Below are 15172 nucleotides of genomic sequence, written 5' to 3'. Positions count from 1 at the left end.
CCCGGCAGCGGAAATTACTGCAGGACAGAGCCTGAAACCTGAGCTTTGACGCAGAGGTGTGACGGCTGGCCGTGGCATGCAGGTGTCCCTCCGCGCCTGTCCCCGTGCGGTGAATTCAGGGAATGGATGCCACGATCAAGTCGTGGCATGACGGAAGCGGGGAGACAGTGCAGCGGGGAGGCAGCGCGGCGGGGCGATTGTCCGTTGAGGGCGGGGAGCTTGGTACGAGGGGCAAGGCTTGAGGTGAGCAGTGCGCTCAACCCATCACTCCGTCATGCCACGGCATGACGAAAGCGGGGAGGGCGTGCCGTGCGGGGAGACAGTGCGGAGGGAGGTTGTGCGGCGGGGCGATTGTCCGTTGAGGGCGGGGAGCCTGGTACGAGGGGCAAGGCTTAAGGTGAGCAGTGCGCTCACCCCATCCTCCGTCATGCCACGGCTTGACCGTGGCACCCATGCCGTTACCTCTCAACACGGCGCATCATTCGTGTTTTGTCCCCGTGCGGTGAGCTCAGGGAATGGATGCCACGATCAAGTCGCGGCATGACGAAAACGGGGATGGTGGCGGAACGAGCGCCCCTCAGAACGGCAGAAGCCGCGTTGCCTTGGGGGTGATCCCCTCGCGCATGAGGAATTTGCGCAAGGGCGGGAAGCGGCCGGCGGCATAGAGGCCGAGGGAGCGCAGGGCCTGAACGGGGAGCATGTCCGTCAGCAGCGAGCGGTTGAGGAGATCCACGGCCGTGGTGCGGTTGGTGATGTCCGGCTTGCGGGCGCTGTCATAGCGGGCGAGCGTCAGAGCGCTGCCCACATCCTCGCCACGGGCCTTGGCCTCGCCTGCGATACGGGCGAGATCGGCCACATCGCGCAGGCCCAGATTGAGGCCTTGCGCACCGATGGGCGGGAACACATGGGCGGCCTCGCCGATGAGGGCGCAGCGGTTTGCGGCGGCTTTCTTCGCGATCATGCCGCTGAGCGGATAGACCTGACGGGGGCTGGCGATGCGGAAGGCGCCGAGCACCGAATGGGCGCGCCGTTCCAGTTCCAGCGCCAGTGCACCATCTTCGTAAGCCTTGAGATGCGTGGCTGTTTCCGGCGTGACGACGCAGACGAGCGACGACATGCGCCCCGGCAGCGGCACCAGCGTGAAGGGGCCGGTGGGCGTGTGGAATTCGGTGGAGACCGAGCCATGCGGCCGGTCATGCTCCAGGTTCATCACCAGCGCCATCTGCGGGTAGGACCATTCCCGGACATCAATCCCGGCGGCTTGACGAACCATGGAGGTGCGGCCATCAGCACCCACGGCGAGGGCCGCCGTCAGCGTGGCACCGTCTTCCAGTGTCAGACGCACCTCTGCCTCGGCAGGCTCGAGCTTTGCAAGGCGGGTCTTGAGCCATGTGAGGCCGTCGGCCTTCAGGACGGCGGCTTCCAGCTCTGCGTTCAGCTCCCGGTTCAGCACATTGTAGCCGAAGGCCTCCAGTCCCAGTTCCGAAGCATCGAAGGTGGTCTCGGGTGCACGGATCAGGCGGCGGGTGTCGTCGATGAGGCGCATGTGGGCCAGAGGCGCAGACCGGGCGGCGAGCTTGTCCCAGACGCCGATTTCGTCCAGCAAGGCGACAGAGGCCTGCAGCAGCGCCGTGGTGCGGGCGTCTTTCGTGTTGACCTCCGGCGCGACGAGAGCGGTGCGCAAGCCCCTGCGGGCCAGCAGCAGGGCAGCGGCCATGCCGGAAGGCCCCGCACCAATGACGGCAGCGTCAAAATCCCTGTGGCGGTTCTGATCCTGTGCCTTGTCCATCGTGCCTGCGGCGGAAGCTGTGTTCATGTCTCTTGCCCGATCTGTGGCCTGATCTTTTGACCTGTTGAGGACAGGATGGTGCCCCATGAGCGAAATGCAAGGCCTTGACCTTGCGCAAAGCGTCGCGCCCCGCGCCGGGGTAAGGGGTATGGCACTGACAGGCAAGTGCTTTCGCTGCAGGGGCCGGAACACTTGACCGGTGGACGGCAGGAAAGATGCTCATGAGCAGCAGTGCGCCAATGCCTGAGAACGTCAAGGCTGAGGAAGCGGGGGAAAAGACCGGGGGCAGCGATGCATCCGGCGGACGCCGTCTCGTCATCCTTCTGTGCAGCCTGCTGGCGGTGGCCGGATGGCTTTACCTTGCCGCCGTGGTCGCGGCGATGGTTCCGGTCATGGACATGACCGAGGCCGGGCCGGGCATGGGTCTCTTCAACGCCTTCAATATTTTCGACGGGTTGCCGAAGGACGTGCGCGCTGCGCTGGCCGTGCTGTGCCTGCCAGCGGGCGCCACCACTTTCGGCATGCCGGCCGAGGACTGGGGTATGGGCGGAGCGGGGCTTGTCTTCCTCATGTGGATGATGATGACGCTGGCCATGATGCTGCCCACGGCGATGCCTGTGTTTCTGTCGCATGCGAAGCGCCGTGCCCATGCTGCCTCCGGTCCCTCTGCCGCGGTTACGGTCAGCCTGCTGGCGCTCGGTTATCTCACCATCTGGACGGCCTATTCGCTCGCCGCGACGCTGGTTCAATGGCTGCTGACGGATTACGGCCTGCTGTCGTCCATGATGGCCCCGGTGTCGCTGGTGTTCTCGGCCACCACGCTGATTGCTGCCGGGCTGTACCAGTTCACCCCGGCCAAGCAGGCCTGTCTCCTGCGCTGCTGGTATCCGCGCTGGTCCAGCCCTGTTTCGGGCGGTGCGGCGGCGGCATTCTACCGGGAAGGCCTGATCCAGGGGCTGGCCTGCCTTGGCTGCTGCTGGGCGCTGATGACCGTCATGTTCGCGGTCGGCATCATGAACATCATCTGGGTGGGGCTGCTCGGGGCGGTGATGGCGCTGGAGAAGAACCTGCCGAGCCGCTGGTTCTACAAGGCCGTGGGCGTTTTCCTGCTGCTGTGGGGGGCTTCGCTGATGGGGGCAACGCTGTTTCTCAGCGGGAAAATTTGAGCTGAAATTCGCAGAAATCCGCCGGATTTCCTGAAAATCCTGCTTTGCTGCCTGTCATGATATTGAAATATTGCCCAAACAGGTGCATTGATCTTGCTTGCGCAGGTGTGAGCCGGGCGTGGTGGGAACCAATGCGCCGGCCGTGTGTTATGTCACGGATGCGGGCAGGGGCGTGCCGGCATCCGGTTCAAGGAACCGGTTCTGGCAGGATCTGTGCCTGCCGCGCGCAAGAAGCGTGAAAGCATGGACAGATGTGCCGTTGAAGGCACCGGCATCCGGACTGCCGCAGGGCGGGCCGGGCAAAGGGAAAGTGAACGCCGTGACTGACATTACCCCTGAAAAGCGGTCCCATGTGCCGGCGCTGTTCCTCATCCATGTGCTGACGGCCTCCGGCGCGCCGATTGCCCTTGCGGCGCTCCTGGCTGGCGCACGCGGCAACTGGCAGGAAATGTTCGTCTGGCTCGGCCTTGCGCTGGTGGTGGATGGCATCGACGGCCCCCTGGCGCGCAAATACAACATCGCCGAACGGCTGCCGCGCTGGTCCGGTGCCTCGCTGGATTTCGTCATCGACTACGCCACTTACGTGTTCCTTCCCGCCTTCGCCCTGGCCGCCGGGCCCATGCTGGACCGGCCGTGGAACTGGATCTGCGGCGGCCTCGTCGTCTTCACCGGTGCGCTCTATTTCGCCGACAACGGCATGAAGACCCACGACAAGGCGTTCAAGGGCTTCCCGGCCTGCTGGAACATGGTCGTCTTCGGCCTGATGCTGCTGTCGCCCTCGCAGGGCTTCACCATCGCCGTTGTCCTGGCCTGCTGCCTCTTCACCTTCATGCCGGTGCGCTTCGTCCATCCGGTGCGCGTCAAGCGCTGGCGTCCGCTGACGCTGGTCATGACCGCCGCCTGGCTTGCGGCCGCCGGCATCGGCCTGTGGAACGAAATGACCCTCAGCGAGCCGATGGCCTGGGTCTTCGGCATCTCCAGCCTGTACCTGCTGACGGTTTCTGCCGTGCATCAGGCGCTGGAACGCTACGCCTGACCGGAAGGTCACATGGGCCGCTTTCGCATCAGAAAGCGGCTTTCCCATTGAACGGTATTGCCTTTATCCTGCGCGCGGAAATGCCCTGCGAGGGCGTGGCTTTCTGCGGCCCGCAGGCAGGGCCTGATTTTGCCGTAACGGCGCAAATGATCTGGAGGAGACATCATGGTTCATGCCATCCGCATTCATCAGACCGGTGGTCCCGAGGTTCTGACCTGGGAAGCCTTCGAGCCGGGCAAGCCGGGGTCGGGTGAGGCGCGGGTGCGCCATGAGGCCGTGGGGCTGAACTTCATCGATGTCTATTACCGCACCGGGCTTTATCCGGCGCCGAACGGCCTGCCTTTCATTCCCGGCAACGAGGGCGCGGGCGTGGTGACCGAGGTGGGCGATGGCGTTTCCCACGTGGCGCCGGGCGACCGGGTCGCCTATGTCGGCCCGCTCGGCTCCTATGCGCAGGAGCGGCTTGTTCCGGCAGACCGTCTGGTGAAGCTGCCGGAGACGATTGCCAGTGACGTTGCCGCTTCCATGATGCTGAAGGGCATGACGGCGCGCTACCTGCTGCGCCGCACCTTCAAGGTTGGTCCCGGTTCCACCATCCTGTTCCATGCGGCCGCTGGCGGCGTCGGCCTCATTGCCGGACAGTGGGCCGCGCATCTGGGTGCCACGGTCATCGGCACGGTTGGCTCGGACGAAAAGGCGGAACTCGCCAAGGCCAATGGCTACACCCATGTCATCAATTACCGCACGGAGAATTTCGTCGAGCGGGTGAAGGAGATCACCGGCGGCAAGGGCTGCGATGTGGTCTATGATTCCGTGGGCCGCGACACATTCCCCGGCTCACTCGACTGCCTGAAGTTCATGGGGCTGTTTGCCTCCTTCGGTCAGTCCTCCGGCCCGATCACCGATTTCAACATCGGCATGCTGGCGCAGAAGGGCTCGCTGTTTGCCACCCGCCAGACCCTGTTCAATCACATCGCCGCCCGTTCCGACCTTGAGGAAACGGCTGGTGAATTGTTCGACGTGGTGGAGCAGGGCGTCGTCTCGATCCAGATCAACCAGCGCTACAAGCTGTCCGATGCTGCCACCGCGCACCGGGATCTGGAGGAGCGCAGGACCACCGGCACATCGGTGATGCTGCCCGAATAAGGCTGGCGGCATTTCGGGCTGAAAAAGGTGAGGGGGCATGGAAACCGGGCGCAAGACAGCCGAACCTGACCGGTCGCGCAGTCTCTATGCGCCCGCCATGCGCTATTTTGCGGCTGTGGCCGAAGCCGGGTCGATCCGCGCTGCGGCCCGCCAGCTCAATGTCGCTTCGTCGGCGGTGAACCGGCAGATCCTGTGGCTGGAAGAAGCGCTGGACCTCGCCCTGTTCGAGCGGCTGGGCCGGGGCCTGCGCCTGTCTCCGGCAGGCGAGGTGCTGCTTGCCCATGTGCGGCGCACCTATTCCGACTTTGAAGGCACGGTGGCGGAACTGGACGCGCTGAAGGGCCTGCGGCGCGGCACCGTGTCGGTGGCAACGGTGGAAAGCGTTGCCGATTCGATCCTGCCGCAGATCATCGGCTCCTTCCGCAAATCCTATCCGGGCATCCACGTTTCGGTGACCGTGACCAGCGCCCTGCAGGCGACCGGCATGGTGGAGCGCGCGGAGGCGGATATCGGCTTCACCTTCGATCCGCCGCGCACCTCGGCGCTGACAACCGCCTTTGCCCATGAACTGGTGATCGGTGCCGTCATGACGCCGGATCATCCGCTGGCCAGCCATGCCGGAGATCTGACACTGGCCGACTGCCTGCGTTATCCGCTGGCGCTGCCTGCCAAAGGCCTGTCGCTGCGCACCCGCATCGATGCGGCGCTCGCCCGCCTGCCGGGCACCATCCGCACCTATGTGGAAGCCAATTCCCTCAGTTTCATGCGGGCGCTGACAAGGCGCGGGGCGGTGGTCAGCTTCCAGACCAAGATCGGGCTTGAAGCAGATCTGACCGGCGGGCTTCTGGTGTTCCGGCCCTTGAGCGATGCGCCTTTGCAGGCAGACAGACTGGCGGTGGTCACATCCTCGCTCAGAGCATTGGGGCTGGCGCCGGGCATGTTCTACGATCATGCCATGCTCGCCATCAAAGAGCACTTGCCGTTGATTGATGCCATTTAGGCATCGCTCCGCCCCCTAATCGGTTCTATTGTTTCCCCGGAAAGTAAGGCAACCTCAGGGTTGAGAAATTGCGGCTGGCGCGGGACGCCAGCCAGCCCGGGCCTGCGGACGCGCGGCAGCCCCGGGACCGGACGAGAGGGAGAGCAGAATGGGCCGTCTGACCACGCATGTCCTTGATACCGCCTTGGGCAAGCCTGCGGCAGGACTTGTGATCGAGCTTTGGGCGGTGGAGCCGAAGCCCTCGCGCCTGCGCCGGGTGGAAACCAACGCTGATGGCCGGGTCGATGGGGCGATCCTGGAAGGATCGGAATTCGGCCCCGGCATCTATGAGCTGCGGTTCTTTGCCGGAGATTACCTCAAGGCCAGCGGCGCGCCGGTCACAGAGCCTGCCTTCCTCGACATGATCCCGATCCGTTTCGGCATTTCCAATGCGCGCGAGCATTATCACGTGCCGCTGCTGCTCTCGCCCTACGGCTATTCGACCTACAGGGGGAGCTGAGCCATGCGGGACACGATCCGCTTCCTGCGGGCAGGAAAAGTGGTGGAGCTCACGGATATCGGGCCGATGGATACGGTGCTCGACTATCTGCGCCTCACCGAAAGGGCGACCGGCACCAAGGAAGGCTGCGGCGAGGGCGACTGCGGCGCCTGCACGGTGGCGCTTGGCCGGGTGATTGGTGGCAGGCTGACCTATCAGCCGGTCAATGCCTGCATCCAGCTTCTGGGCATGATCGACGGGGCGGAACTGGTGACGGTGGAGGATCTCGCCGCCGATGGCCGCCTGCATCCGGTTCAGGTGGCGATGCGCGACCTGCACGGCTCCCAATGCGGCTTCTGCACGCCGGGCTTCATCATGAGCCTTTTCACGCTCTATCACGCCGAAGGCATGGAAAAGAGCCGCAAGGCGGTGACGGAATGGCTGGCGGGGAACCTGTGCCGCTGCACCGGTTACCGGCCGATCATCGACGCGGCGCTGGCCAGCTGCTTCGAGGCGGCGGATGACGCCTTCTCCTGGCGTGCGGCCGAAACCCGTGAGGCCCTGCGGCGGCTGGCCGATTCCCGGGATGTGTTCATCGGTTCCACCGATAACTTCTTCGCGGCTCCTGCGACGGTGGAAGGCCTCGCCGCGCTCTACAGCCAGTTCCCAGATGCAACCCTTGTGGCAGGTGCGACGGATGTGGGCCTGTGGATCACCAAGAGCCTGAAGTCCCTGCCACGCATCATCTGGCTGGGCCATGTGGCCGGCATGGACCGGGTGGAAGCCACCGAGGAGGGCATCATCCTCGGTGCTGCGGCCACCTATGCGGCGGCGGAACCGGCGTTGCGCGCTCTGGCGCCGGATCTGGGCGTGCTGCTGGGGCGCATCGGCTCCAAGCAGGTCCGTGCGTCCGGCACCATTGGCGGCAATATCGCCAATGGCTCGCCCATCGGCGACATGCCGCCAGCCCTCATTGCGCTTGGCGCCAGCATCGAGCTGCAGCAGGGCGACAATCTGCGCGATCTGCCGCTGGAAAGCTTCTTCATCGATTATGGCAAGCAGGACCGGCTGCCGGGCGAATTCGTGGCAGGCATCTTCGTGCCGCGTCCGGGCGCCAACCAGCATTTCCGCTGCTACAAGGTGTCCAAGCGGTTTGATCAGGACATCTCCGCCGTCATGGCGGCGTTCAATCTGACGGTCGTGGAGGGCGAAATCACCGCTGCGCGTATCGCCTTCGGCGGCATGGCGGCAACCCCGCGCCGGGCATTGGGGGCAGAGGCAGCCCTGACCGGAGCGCGCATCGACGATCCCGTTACCTGGGGCGCGGCCATCCGCGCGCTGCAGGAGGACTTCAAGCCGATCACCGACATGCGCGCGAGTGCGGCCTACCGCATGGAAGTCGCCCGCTCGCTGCTGGCCAAGGCCTTGATGGAGATTGCCGGGCCTGCCGAGCCCGTGCGCCTGCCCGTGCTTCAGCCGGAAGGAGGCGACCATGAACGCGCCGCATGATACCGCTCTGACGGAAGGCGCAGAGGCGCTGACCCATGTGCACCGCTCGCTGCCCCATGACAGCGCCGAACGGCATGTCACCGGCACGGCGGTCTATATCGACGACATGCCGGAGCCGCAGGGCACCTTGCATGTTGTGCCGGGCTGGGCGCGCCATGCAGTGCGCGGGCCGCTGCTGGCGATGGATCTTGAGGCCGTGCGCAATGCGCCGGGTGTGGTGGCGGTGCTGACCGCTGCCGATGTGCCGGGCCTGAATGACTGCTCGGCCTCCTTTGGCGGCGATCCCGTTCTGGCTGACAAGGAAATCCTCTTTTACGGTCAGGTGGCCTTTGCCGTTGTTGCCACCAGCCGGGATGCTGCGCGCCGCGCAGCGCGGCTTGCGCAGATTGATGTCGGGCCGCAGACGCCGATCATCTCCGTTGAAGATGCCATCGCCGCTGATGTGACCGTGCTGCCGGACTACCAGTTCCGGCGCGGTGCCCCGGAAGCGGGGCTGGCGAGCGCCGAGCACCGGCAATCGGGCTCCTTCCAGATTGGCGGACAGGAGCATTTCTACCTCGAAGGCCAGATTGCGCTGGCGATCCCCGGCGAGGAGCGGGCCGTGCAGGTCCATTCCTCCACCCAGCACCCGACCGAGGTGCAGCATGTGGTGGCCAAGGTTCTGGGCGTGCCCGATGCGCTGGTGACGGTCGACGTGCGCCGTATGGGCGGCGGCTTTGGCGGCAAGGAATCGCAGGCGAACCAGTGGGCCTGCCTTGCAGCGCTCGCCGCCCGCGTCACGGGCCGGCCCTGCAAGCTGCGGCTCGACCGGGACGACGACATGATCATGACCGGCAAGCGGCATGACTTCCGTGTCGACTGGACGGTTGGCCATGACAACACGGGCCGCATCCGGGCCGTGGACATGACGTTCTTCGCCCGCTGCGGCTATTCGGCGGATCTGTCGCTGGGGGTGGTGGACCGCACCATGTTCCATGCGGACAGCAGCTATTTCTATCCCGACGCCCAGATCCGCAGCCGCCGCCTGCGCACAGATACCTGCTCCAACACCGCCTTCCGGGGCTTTGGCGGGCCGCAGGGCATGCTGGCGGCGGAGCGGATGAACGACGCCATCGCCATCACGCTGGGGCTCGATCCGCTGGAAGTGCGCAAGCGCAATTTCTATGACTGGGCCCGCAACCAGACGCCCTATGGCATGGTGGTGGAGGAATGGCAGACGCTGCACACCATCGTGGAGCAGCTGGAGGTCACCTCGGCCTATTGGCAGCGCCGGGAAGAGGTGCGTGCCTTCAACGCCCGCAATCACGTGCTGCGCAAGGGGCTGGCTCTGACGCCGGTGAAATTCGGCATCTCCTTCACGCTCAAACACCTCAATCAGGCCGGGGCGCTGGTGCATCTTTATACCGACGGCTCGATCCAGCTGAACCATGGCGGCACCGAGATGGGGCAGGGGCTCTATCAGAAGGTGGCGCAGGTGGTGGCGGAGGAATTCGGCGTCACCCTCGACAAGGTGATCATCACCGCCACCTCCACCGGCAAGGTGCCGAACACTGGCCCGACGGCAGCCTCTTCCGGCACGGATCTCAACGCCATGGCCGCCCGCAATGCGGCCCGTGCCATCAAGGACCGGTTGATTGCCTTTGCGGCGGGGTACTTCCATTGTTCGCCGGAATCCGTTGTCTTTGCGGACAATCAGGTGCGCGCCGGAAGCGATGTGGTGAGCCTGGCGGAACTGGCGAAACTTGCCCACATGGGCCGAGTTCACATGTCCGATGCTGGTTTCTACGCCAGCCCCAAGATCACCTGGGACCGGGAAAGCGCCAGCGGACGGCCGTTCCTCTATTTCGCCTACGGAGCGGCGGCGGCGGAAGTCACCATCGACACCATGACCGGCGAGATGACCGTGGACCGGGTGGATATCCTTCACGATGTGGGCCGCTCGCTCAACCCGGCCATCGACATCGGCCAGATCGAGGGCGGGTTCATTCAGGGCATGGGCTGGCTGACGACCGAGGAACTGGTGTGGGACGAGCAGGGGCGACTGCGCACCCATGCTCCCTCCACCTACAAGATCCCGGCCATTTCCGACACGCCGGCCGAGTTCAACGTGGCGCTCTATGCTTCCGCCGGCAATCCGGAGGAGACGATCTACCGCTCCAAGGCGGTGGGCGAGCCGCCGGTGATGCTGGCCAATTCCGTCTTCTGCGCCATCACCGATGCGGTCGCCTCGCTGCGGCCCGGAACCGTGCCGCAGCTGGACGCGCCTGCCACGCCCGAAGCGATCCTCAAGGCGGTACAGGCCATGCGGCAGGCGGGAGGAGCGCGATGATCCTCTGGCGGCGGATTCTGGATGAGCTGCGTGAAGGTGGGGCCTGCTGCCTTGTCACCGTCGCAGCATCGGCCGGATCCGCCCCGCGTGAGACGGGTGCGCGCATGATCGTGCGTGCGGATGGCAGCATTTCCGGCACGATCGGCGGCGGAACGCTGGAGTTCGAGGCGATCCGCTGGGCGCTTGCCGGCATACGCGAAGGCCAAAGGGGGCTTGCTTTCCGCCGTGTGTCGCTGGGACCGGATCTCGGACAGTGCTGCGGCGGACGCGTCGATCTGGCGCTGGAGCATTTCACGGCAGAGGATATCGAACCCGTGCGGGCGCTGGTGCATGCGCAGGAGGAGCGCGGCGGACAGCTGGCGGTCCGGGCAGCTATCACGCAGGAAGGCGTGCCCCTGCAGCGGCAGGTGCTGGGGGATCTGCCCGCCGGGCCGGATTTCCAGCTGGCGGATGGCGTTATCACCGAACGCTTCGGCTTGGAGCTTCAGCCCGTGTGGCTGTTCGGGGCCGGGCATGTGGGCCGTGCTGTGGTGCTGGCGCTGGCACCGCTGCCGTTCGACATCACCTGGATCGACAGCCGTCCGGACTTTTTTCCACCGGCGATGCCGGGAAATCTGCGCCACGTCAGCGTCAGCCGGCCGGCGGACTTGCTCAAGGATGCGCCGGACAGTGCCTTCATTCTCGTCATGACTCATTCCCATGCGCTGGATGAGGATATTGTGGCGGCGGCACTGGCGCAGGACCGGTTTGCCTATGTCGGCGTGATCGGCAGCGAGACCAAGCGCGCGCGGTTCACGAGCCGCCTGCGCCGCCGGGGGCTCGCGGAACGGCAGGTTGGCGGGCTGGTGTGCCCCATCGGGGCGGGTGGGGTGAAGTCGAAATTGCCGGCGGCCATCGCGGCCTCTGTTGCGGTTGAACTCCTGATTAAAAATGAGGCAGTAAAGCTGGAAGGTCTATACAATCAGCCTCTTGCGCAGGGGCAGAAGCCGGTCAATAACGCGGGGTGAACCCGACGGCAGAAGGGGCAGTGTGGAGTGGGCAGTCTCGATCAGACCGCAGATGGGCAGCAGGCCGCTGGGGGCATGGTGCGGCGGGCGCAAGGTGCGCCGCTGCTGAATGCGCGCGGCATCAGCAAGCATTTCGGCACCATCGCGGCCAACAATGCGGTCAATCTCACCATCAACAAGGGTGAAATCCACGCACTCCTGGGTGAAAACGGCGCGGGCAAGTCCACGCTGGTGAAGATCCTTTATGGCGCTCTGCAGCCCGACGCCGGCACCATCGAATGGGACGGGCGCAAGGTGCGCATCAACAGCCCTGCCGCCGCCCGCCATCTGGGCATCGGCATGGTGTTCCAGCATTTTTCCCTGTTCGAGGCCCTGAGCGTTGTCGAGAACATCGCGCTGGCGCTGCCGAAGCCCGGTTCCATGCGCGAGCTGGCGGCGCGGATCGAAAAGGTCTCCCGCGAATATGGCCTGCCGCTGGACCCGCATGCGCTTGTGGCCGATCTGCCCGTCGGCATCCGCCAGCGCATCGAGATTGTCCGCTGCCTGCTGCAGGCCCCGCGCCTGATTATCATGGATGAGCCGACCTCCGTCCTGACCCCGCAGGAGGCGGATGAGCTGTTCGTGACGCTGAAGCGCCTGGCGGACGAAGGCTGCGCGGTGCTCTATATCAGCCACCGGCTGGACGAGGTGCGCCGCATCTGCCACCACGCCACCATCCTGCGCCACGGCCGCTTCGTGCGCGAATGCGATCCGGCGCTGGAAACCCCCGCCTCGATCGCCCGCATGATGGTCGGTGCCGATGTCTCGCATGTGACCAGCTCCGGCGCGCTGACGGGCAGCGGACCGGTGCGCCTTGCCGTGCGCAATCTTGCCACAAGCCCGCTGACGCCTTTTTCCGTGCCGCTGGCGGGCGTCAATCTGGACGTGCGTGCCGGTGAGGTCGTGGCAATCGCCGGCGTTGCCGGAAACGGCCAGGGCGAGTTGTTCGATGCCATCAGCGGTGAGCGGCGCTGCGCGCCGGGCATGGTGGAAATCGATGGCATGCCTTGCGGCAATGAAAGCGTCACCCGCCGCCGCCAGCGCGGAGCGGCCTTCGTGCCGGAGGAGCGGCTGGGGCATGGCGCAGTGCCCGGCATGCGCCTGTCGCACAACATCATCCTCACGCGCCATTCCACCGGCGATGATCTGGTCCGCTCCGGCTTTGCCGCCTATGGCCGCGCCGGGGAGATGGAAAAGCACATCACGCGGGCCTATGACATCCGCATGTCCCATGACGATCCGGAGGCGCGGTCGCTGTCGGGCGGCAATCTGCAGAAATTCGTCGTTGGCCGCGAGCTGAGCCGCAATCCCGGCATTCTGGTGGTCAATCAGCCGACCTGGGGCGTGGATGCAGGAGCTGCAGCGCTCATCCGCCAGTGCCTGTTGGATCTGGCCCGCAAGGGATCAGCGGTTCTGGTCATCAGCCAGGATCTTGATGAAATCTACGAGATCGCCGACCGCATCGCCGTCATTTCGCGCGGGCACCTGTCGCAGGCAGAACCGGCTTCGTCCATGACGCTGGAGCGGATCGGCCTGTTGATGGCGGGCGGTGCGGAAAAGCCTTCGTCTGCAAGTCTGTCCGGGGAGGGCGCGTGATGCGTATCGAACTCGTCAAGCGCGCCGAACACAGCGGGTTGATGACCGCCGTTTCCCCGCTGATTGCGGTCATGCTGACCATGATCTGCGCTGCCGTCCTGTTTGCCATGTCCGGTGCGGACCCGCTGGAGGCGCTGTTCCGCTTCTTCATCGAGCCGCTGACGGAAGCCTGGTCCCTGCAGGAAGTGCTGGTGAAGGCGACGCCGCTGGTGCTGATCGCCTGCGGCCTCAGCGTCTGCTACCTCTCCAACAACTGGAACATCGGCGCGGAAGGCCAGTTTGTGGCGGGGGCGATGGCTGGCTCCATCCTGCCTGTCATGTTCCCGCATCTAGAGGGCTTTTACACTCTGCCCTTGATGCTTCTCTGCGGGGCGCTTGGCGGGGCGGCCTATGCCATGATCCCGGCCATCCTGAAGACCCGCTTCAGCACCAACGAAATCCTCACCAGCCTGATGCTGGTCTATGTGGCCAATCTGCTGCTGGACTATCTGGTGCGCGGCCCCTGGCGCGATCCGCAGGGGTTCAATTTCCCCGAGACGGCCCTGTTCTCGGCTTCCGCCACGCTGCCGTCTCTTGGTATGGGGCGACTGTCGGTATCCGTGTTCGTGGCCCTCGGCGTTGCGCTTCTCCTGTGGGTGGTGCTGTCGCGCTCGCTGCGCGGCTATCAGATCCGTGTGCTGGGCGAGAGCCCCCGGGCAGGCGCATTCGCAGGGTTCTCGGCCAAGCGGATGACGGTCTTCGCCTTTGCGATTTCAGGGGCGCTGGCGGGCCTTGCGGGCATCATGGAGGTGTCCGGTTCGCTGAACCAGCTGCTGCCTACCATCTCGCCGGGCTACGGTTTCACCGCCATCATCGTCGCCTTCCTTGGCCGTCTCAATCCGCTGGCGATTGTCGTGGCCGGTGTTGTTCTGGCCTCCAGCTACATCGGCGGGGAAAGCGTGCAGGCGTCGCTTGGCATCTCCGACAAGATCGCCAGCGTGGTGCAGGGCATGCTGCTGTTCTTCGTGCTCGCTTGCGACACCCTGATCTTCTACCGCGTCCGCCTGCACCGGAAGGTGCTTTCTGAAAATGCCGGGGAGGGCGCCCATGTTTGAAGCCATTCTTCTCACCGTCATCACCGCGGCAACGCCACTGCTGCTGGCGGCCATCGGCGAACTGGTCGTCGAGCGTTCCGGCGTTCTCAATCTGGGCGTGGAAGGCATGATGGTGATGGGAGCGGTGACCGGCTTTGCCGCCGCCAATCTCACCGGCTCCGGCACGCTCGGCATTTTCGCGGCCATTGCGGCCGGAATGGCCATGTCGGCCCTGTTCGGCGCACTGGTGCTGGGCCTTGTCACCAATCAGGTGGCCACCGGACTGGCGCTCACGCTCTTTGGCCTCGGACTGTCCGGCCTTGTCGGCGAGCGCTTCATCGGCGTTCCGGGCCTCAAGCTGCCGAAGCTCGACATTCCGGTTCTGAGCGACCTGCCGTTCCTGGGGCCCGTGCTGTTCCGGCAGGATGCCATCGTCTATCTCGCCTTCGCCCTTGTGGCCGGTGTCTCCTACATGCTGACCCGCACACGCATGGGGCTGATCCTGCGCGCCGTGGGCGACAACCATGCCTCGGCCCATGCGCTTGGCTATTCGGTGCTGAAGGTGCGCTTTCTGGCGGTGCTGTTCGGCGGCGGCTGCGCCGGTCTTGCGGGCGCCTACATGTCGCTCGCCTATACGCCGCAGTGGGTGGAAAACATGACGGCCGGGCGCGGCTGGATCGCGCTGGCGCTGGTGGTCTTTGCCTCCTGGCTGCCCTGGCGCGTCGTGGCCGGTGCCTATCTCTTCGGCATGGTCACGGTGCTGACCTTCCATGCGCAGGCGAAGGGCATGGGCATTCCCTCGCAGCTTCTGTCGAGCCTGCCCTATCTCGCCACCATCATCGTTCTGGTGCTGATTTCCGCCAACCGGCGCCTGACGCTCGTGAATACGCCGGCCTGCCTCGGCAAGCCGTTCGTGCCGGATCGCTGACATCCGGTCCGAGCCGGGACCTCAATGGGGTCCGGTCCCGGCCGCCATCTTTGGACCCGCTGCATACCCGGTCCCA

Annotated in this window: 12 protein-coding genes; 11 read left to right on the top strand and 1 reads right to left on the bottom strand. The window is 65.3% G+C overall.

All coding sequences use genetic code 11. The features are described 5' to 3' along the window. Nucleotides 1-577: 577 nt before the first annotated feature. Nucleotides 578-1816 carry a UbiH/UbiF family hydroxylase gene (locus tag ACVNHC_RS11835; protein ID WP_457167405.1) on the bottom strand — a complete coding sequence of 413 codons (1239 nt, stop codon included), beginning with the start codon at nt 1814-1816 and terminating at the stop codon, nt 578-580. Between the two features lie 212 nt (nt 1817-2028). Between ACVNHC_RS11835 and ACVNHC_RS11830 the strand changes: the two genes are divergently transcribed. The 11 genes from ACVNHC_RS11830 (at nt 2029) to ACVNHC_RS11780 (ending at nt 15096) form a co-directional block, all read left to right on the top strand. Next, nucleotides 2029-2955, top strand: a complete 927-nt coding sequence (locus tag ACVNHC_RS11830; protein ID WP_457167404.1) for a DUF2182 domain-containing protein — start codon at nt 2029-2031, stop codon at nt 2953-2955. Nucleotides 2956-3274: 319 nt separating this feature from the next. Next, the gene (locus ACVNHC_RS11825; RefSeq protein WP_050471835.1) at nt 3275-3991 is read left to right on the top strand and encodes a CDP-alcohol phosphatidyltransferase family protein; all 717 of its coding nucleotides are present in this window, start codon (nt 3275-3277) and stop codon (nt 3989-3991) included. A gap of 165 nt (nt 3992-4156) precedes the next feature. Further along, nucleotides 4157-5137, top strand: a complete 981-nt coding sequence (locus ACVNHC_RS11820; RefSeq protein ID WP_457167403.1) for a quinone oxidoreductase family protein — start codon at nt 4157-4159, stop codon at nt 5135-5137. A gap of 37 nt (nt 5138-5174) precedes the next feature. Continuing rightward, entirely contained in the window at nt 5175-6137 is a 963-nt protein-coding gene (locus tag ACVNHC_RS11815; RefSeq protein ID WP_457167402.1) for a LysR family transcriptional regulator, read from the top strand. Nucleotides 6138-6285: 148 nt separating this feature from the next. After that, nucleotides 6286-6636, top strand: a complete 351-nt coding sequence (gene uraH / locus ACVNHC_RS11810; protein ID WP_019965688.1) for a hydroxyisourate hydrolase — start codon at nt 6286-6288, stop codon at nt 6634-6636. Nucleotides 6637-6639: 3 nt separating this feature from the next. Next, a complete protein-coding gene (gene xdhA, locus ACVNHC_RS11805; RefSeq protein WP_457167401.1) occupies nt 6640-8124 on the top strand; it encodes a xanthine dehydrogenase small subunit in 1485 nt (494 codons plus the stop codon). Then, the gene (gene xdhB / locus ACVNHC_RS11800; RefSeq protein WP_457167400.1) at nt 8108-10453 is read left to right on the top strand and encodes a xanthine dehydrogenase molybdopterin binding subunit; all 2346 of its coding nucleotides are present in this window, start codon (nt 8108-8110) and stop codon (nt 10451-10453) included. Before xdhA ends, xdhB begins: the two co-directional genes overlap by 17 nt. Continuing rightward, complete coding sequence (gene xdhC, locus ACVNHC_RS11795; RefSeq protein WP_457167399.1) at nt 10450-11460, top strand: xanthine dehydrogenase accessory protein XdhC; 1011 nt, start codon at nt 10450-10452, stop codon at nt 11458-11460. Before xdhB ends, xdhC begins: the two co-directional genes overlap by 4 nt. A gap of 75 nt (nt 11461-11535) precedes the next feature. After that, complete coding sequence (locus ACVNHC_RS11790) at nt 11536-13095, top strand: ABC transporter ATP-binding protein (RefSeq protein ID WP_457167696.1); 1560 nt, start codon at nt 11536-11538, stop codon at nt 13093-13095. Next, on the top strand, nt 13095-14189 hold the full coding sequence (locus tag ACVNHC_RS11785; protein WP_457167398.1) for an ABC transporter permease: 1095 nt from the start codon (nt 13095-13097) through the stop codon (nt 14187-14189). Before ACVNHC_RS11790 ends, ACVNHC_RS11785 begins: the two co-directional genes overlap by 1 nt. Next, nucleotides 14182-15096 (top strand): ABC transporter permease, encoded by a 915-nt coding sequence (locus ACVNHC_RS11780; protein ID WP_050471424.1) that lies wholly within the window; start codon nt 14182-14184, stop codon nt 15094-15096. Before ACVNHC_RS11785 ends, ACVNHC_RS11780 begins: the two co-directional genes overlap by 8 nt. Nucleotides 15097-15172: the final 76 nt, after the last annotated feature.

This window comes from Pannonibacter sp. Q-1 (genome assembly GCF_054073275.1).
The sequence above is the reverse complement of the archived record's forward strand: the minus strand, read 5'-3'. Positions and strand labels throughout refer to the sequence as shown.

Bases quoted from the DNA above. Each gene is read 5' to 3' on its own strand.
- ACVNHC_RS11835 (WP_457167405.1), bottom strand. From the start codon at position 1,816: ATGAACACAGCTTCCGCCGCAGGCACGATGGACAAGGCACAGGATCAG.
- ACVNHC_RS11830 (WP_457167404.1), top strand. From the start codon at position 2,029: ATGCCTGAGAACGTCAAGGCTGAGGAAGCGGGGGAAAAGACCGGGGGC.
- ACVNHC_RS11820 (WP_457167403.1), top strand. From the start codon at position 4,157: ATGGTTCATGCCATCCGCATTCATCAGACCGGTGGTCCCGAGGTTCTG.
- ACVNHC_RS11815 (WP_457167402.1), top strand. From the start codon at position 5,175: ATGGAAACCGGGCGCAAGACAGCCGAACCTGACCGGTCGCGCAGTCTC.
- uraH (WP_019965688.1), top strand. From the start codon at position 6,286: ATGGGCCGTCTGACCACGCATGTCCTTGATACCGCCTTGGGCAAGCCT.
- xdhA (WP_457167401.1), top strand. From the start codon at position 6,640: ATGCGGGACACGATCCGCTTCCTGCGGGCAGGAAAAGTGGTGGAGCTC.
- xdhB (WP_457167400.1), top strand. From the start codon at position 8,108: ATGAACGCGCCGCATGATACCGCTCTGACGGAAGGCGCAGAGGCGCTG.
- xdhC (WP_457167399.1), top strand. From the start codon at position 10,450: ATGATCCTCTGGCGGCGGATTCTGGATGAGCTGCGTGAAGGTGGGGCC.
- ACVNHC_RS11790 (WP_457167696.1), top strand. From the start codon at position 11,536: ATGGTGCGGCGGGCGCAAGGTGCGCCGCTGCTGAATGCGCGCGGCATC.
- ACVNHC_RS11785 (WP_457167398.1), top strand. From the start codon at position 13,095: ATGCGTATCGAACTCGTCAAGCGCGCCGAACACAGCGGGTTGATGACC.
- ACVNHC_RS11780 (WP_050471424.1), top strand. From the start codon at position 14,182: ATGTTTGAAGCCATTCTTCTCACCGTCATCACCGCGGCAACGCCACTG.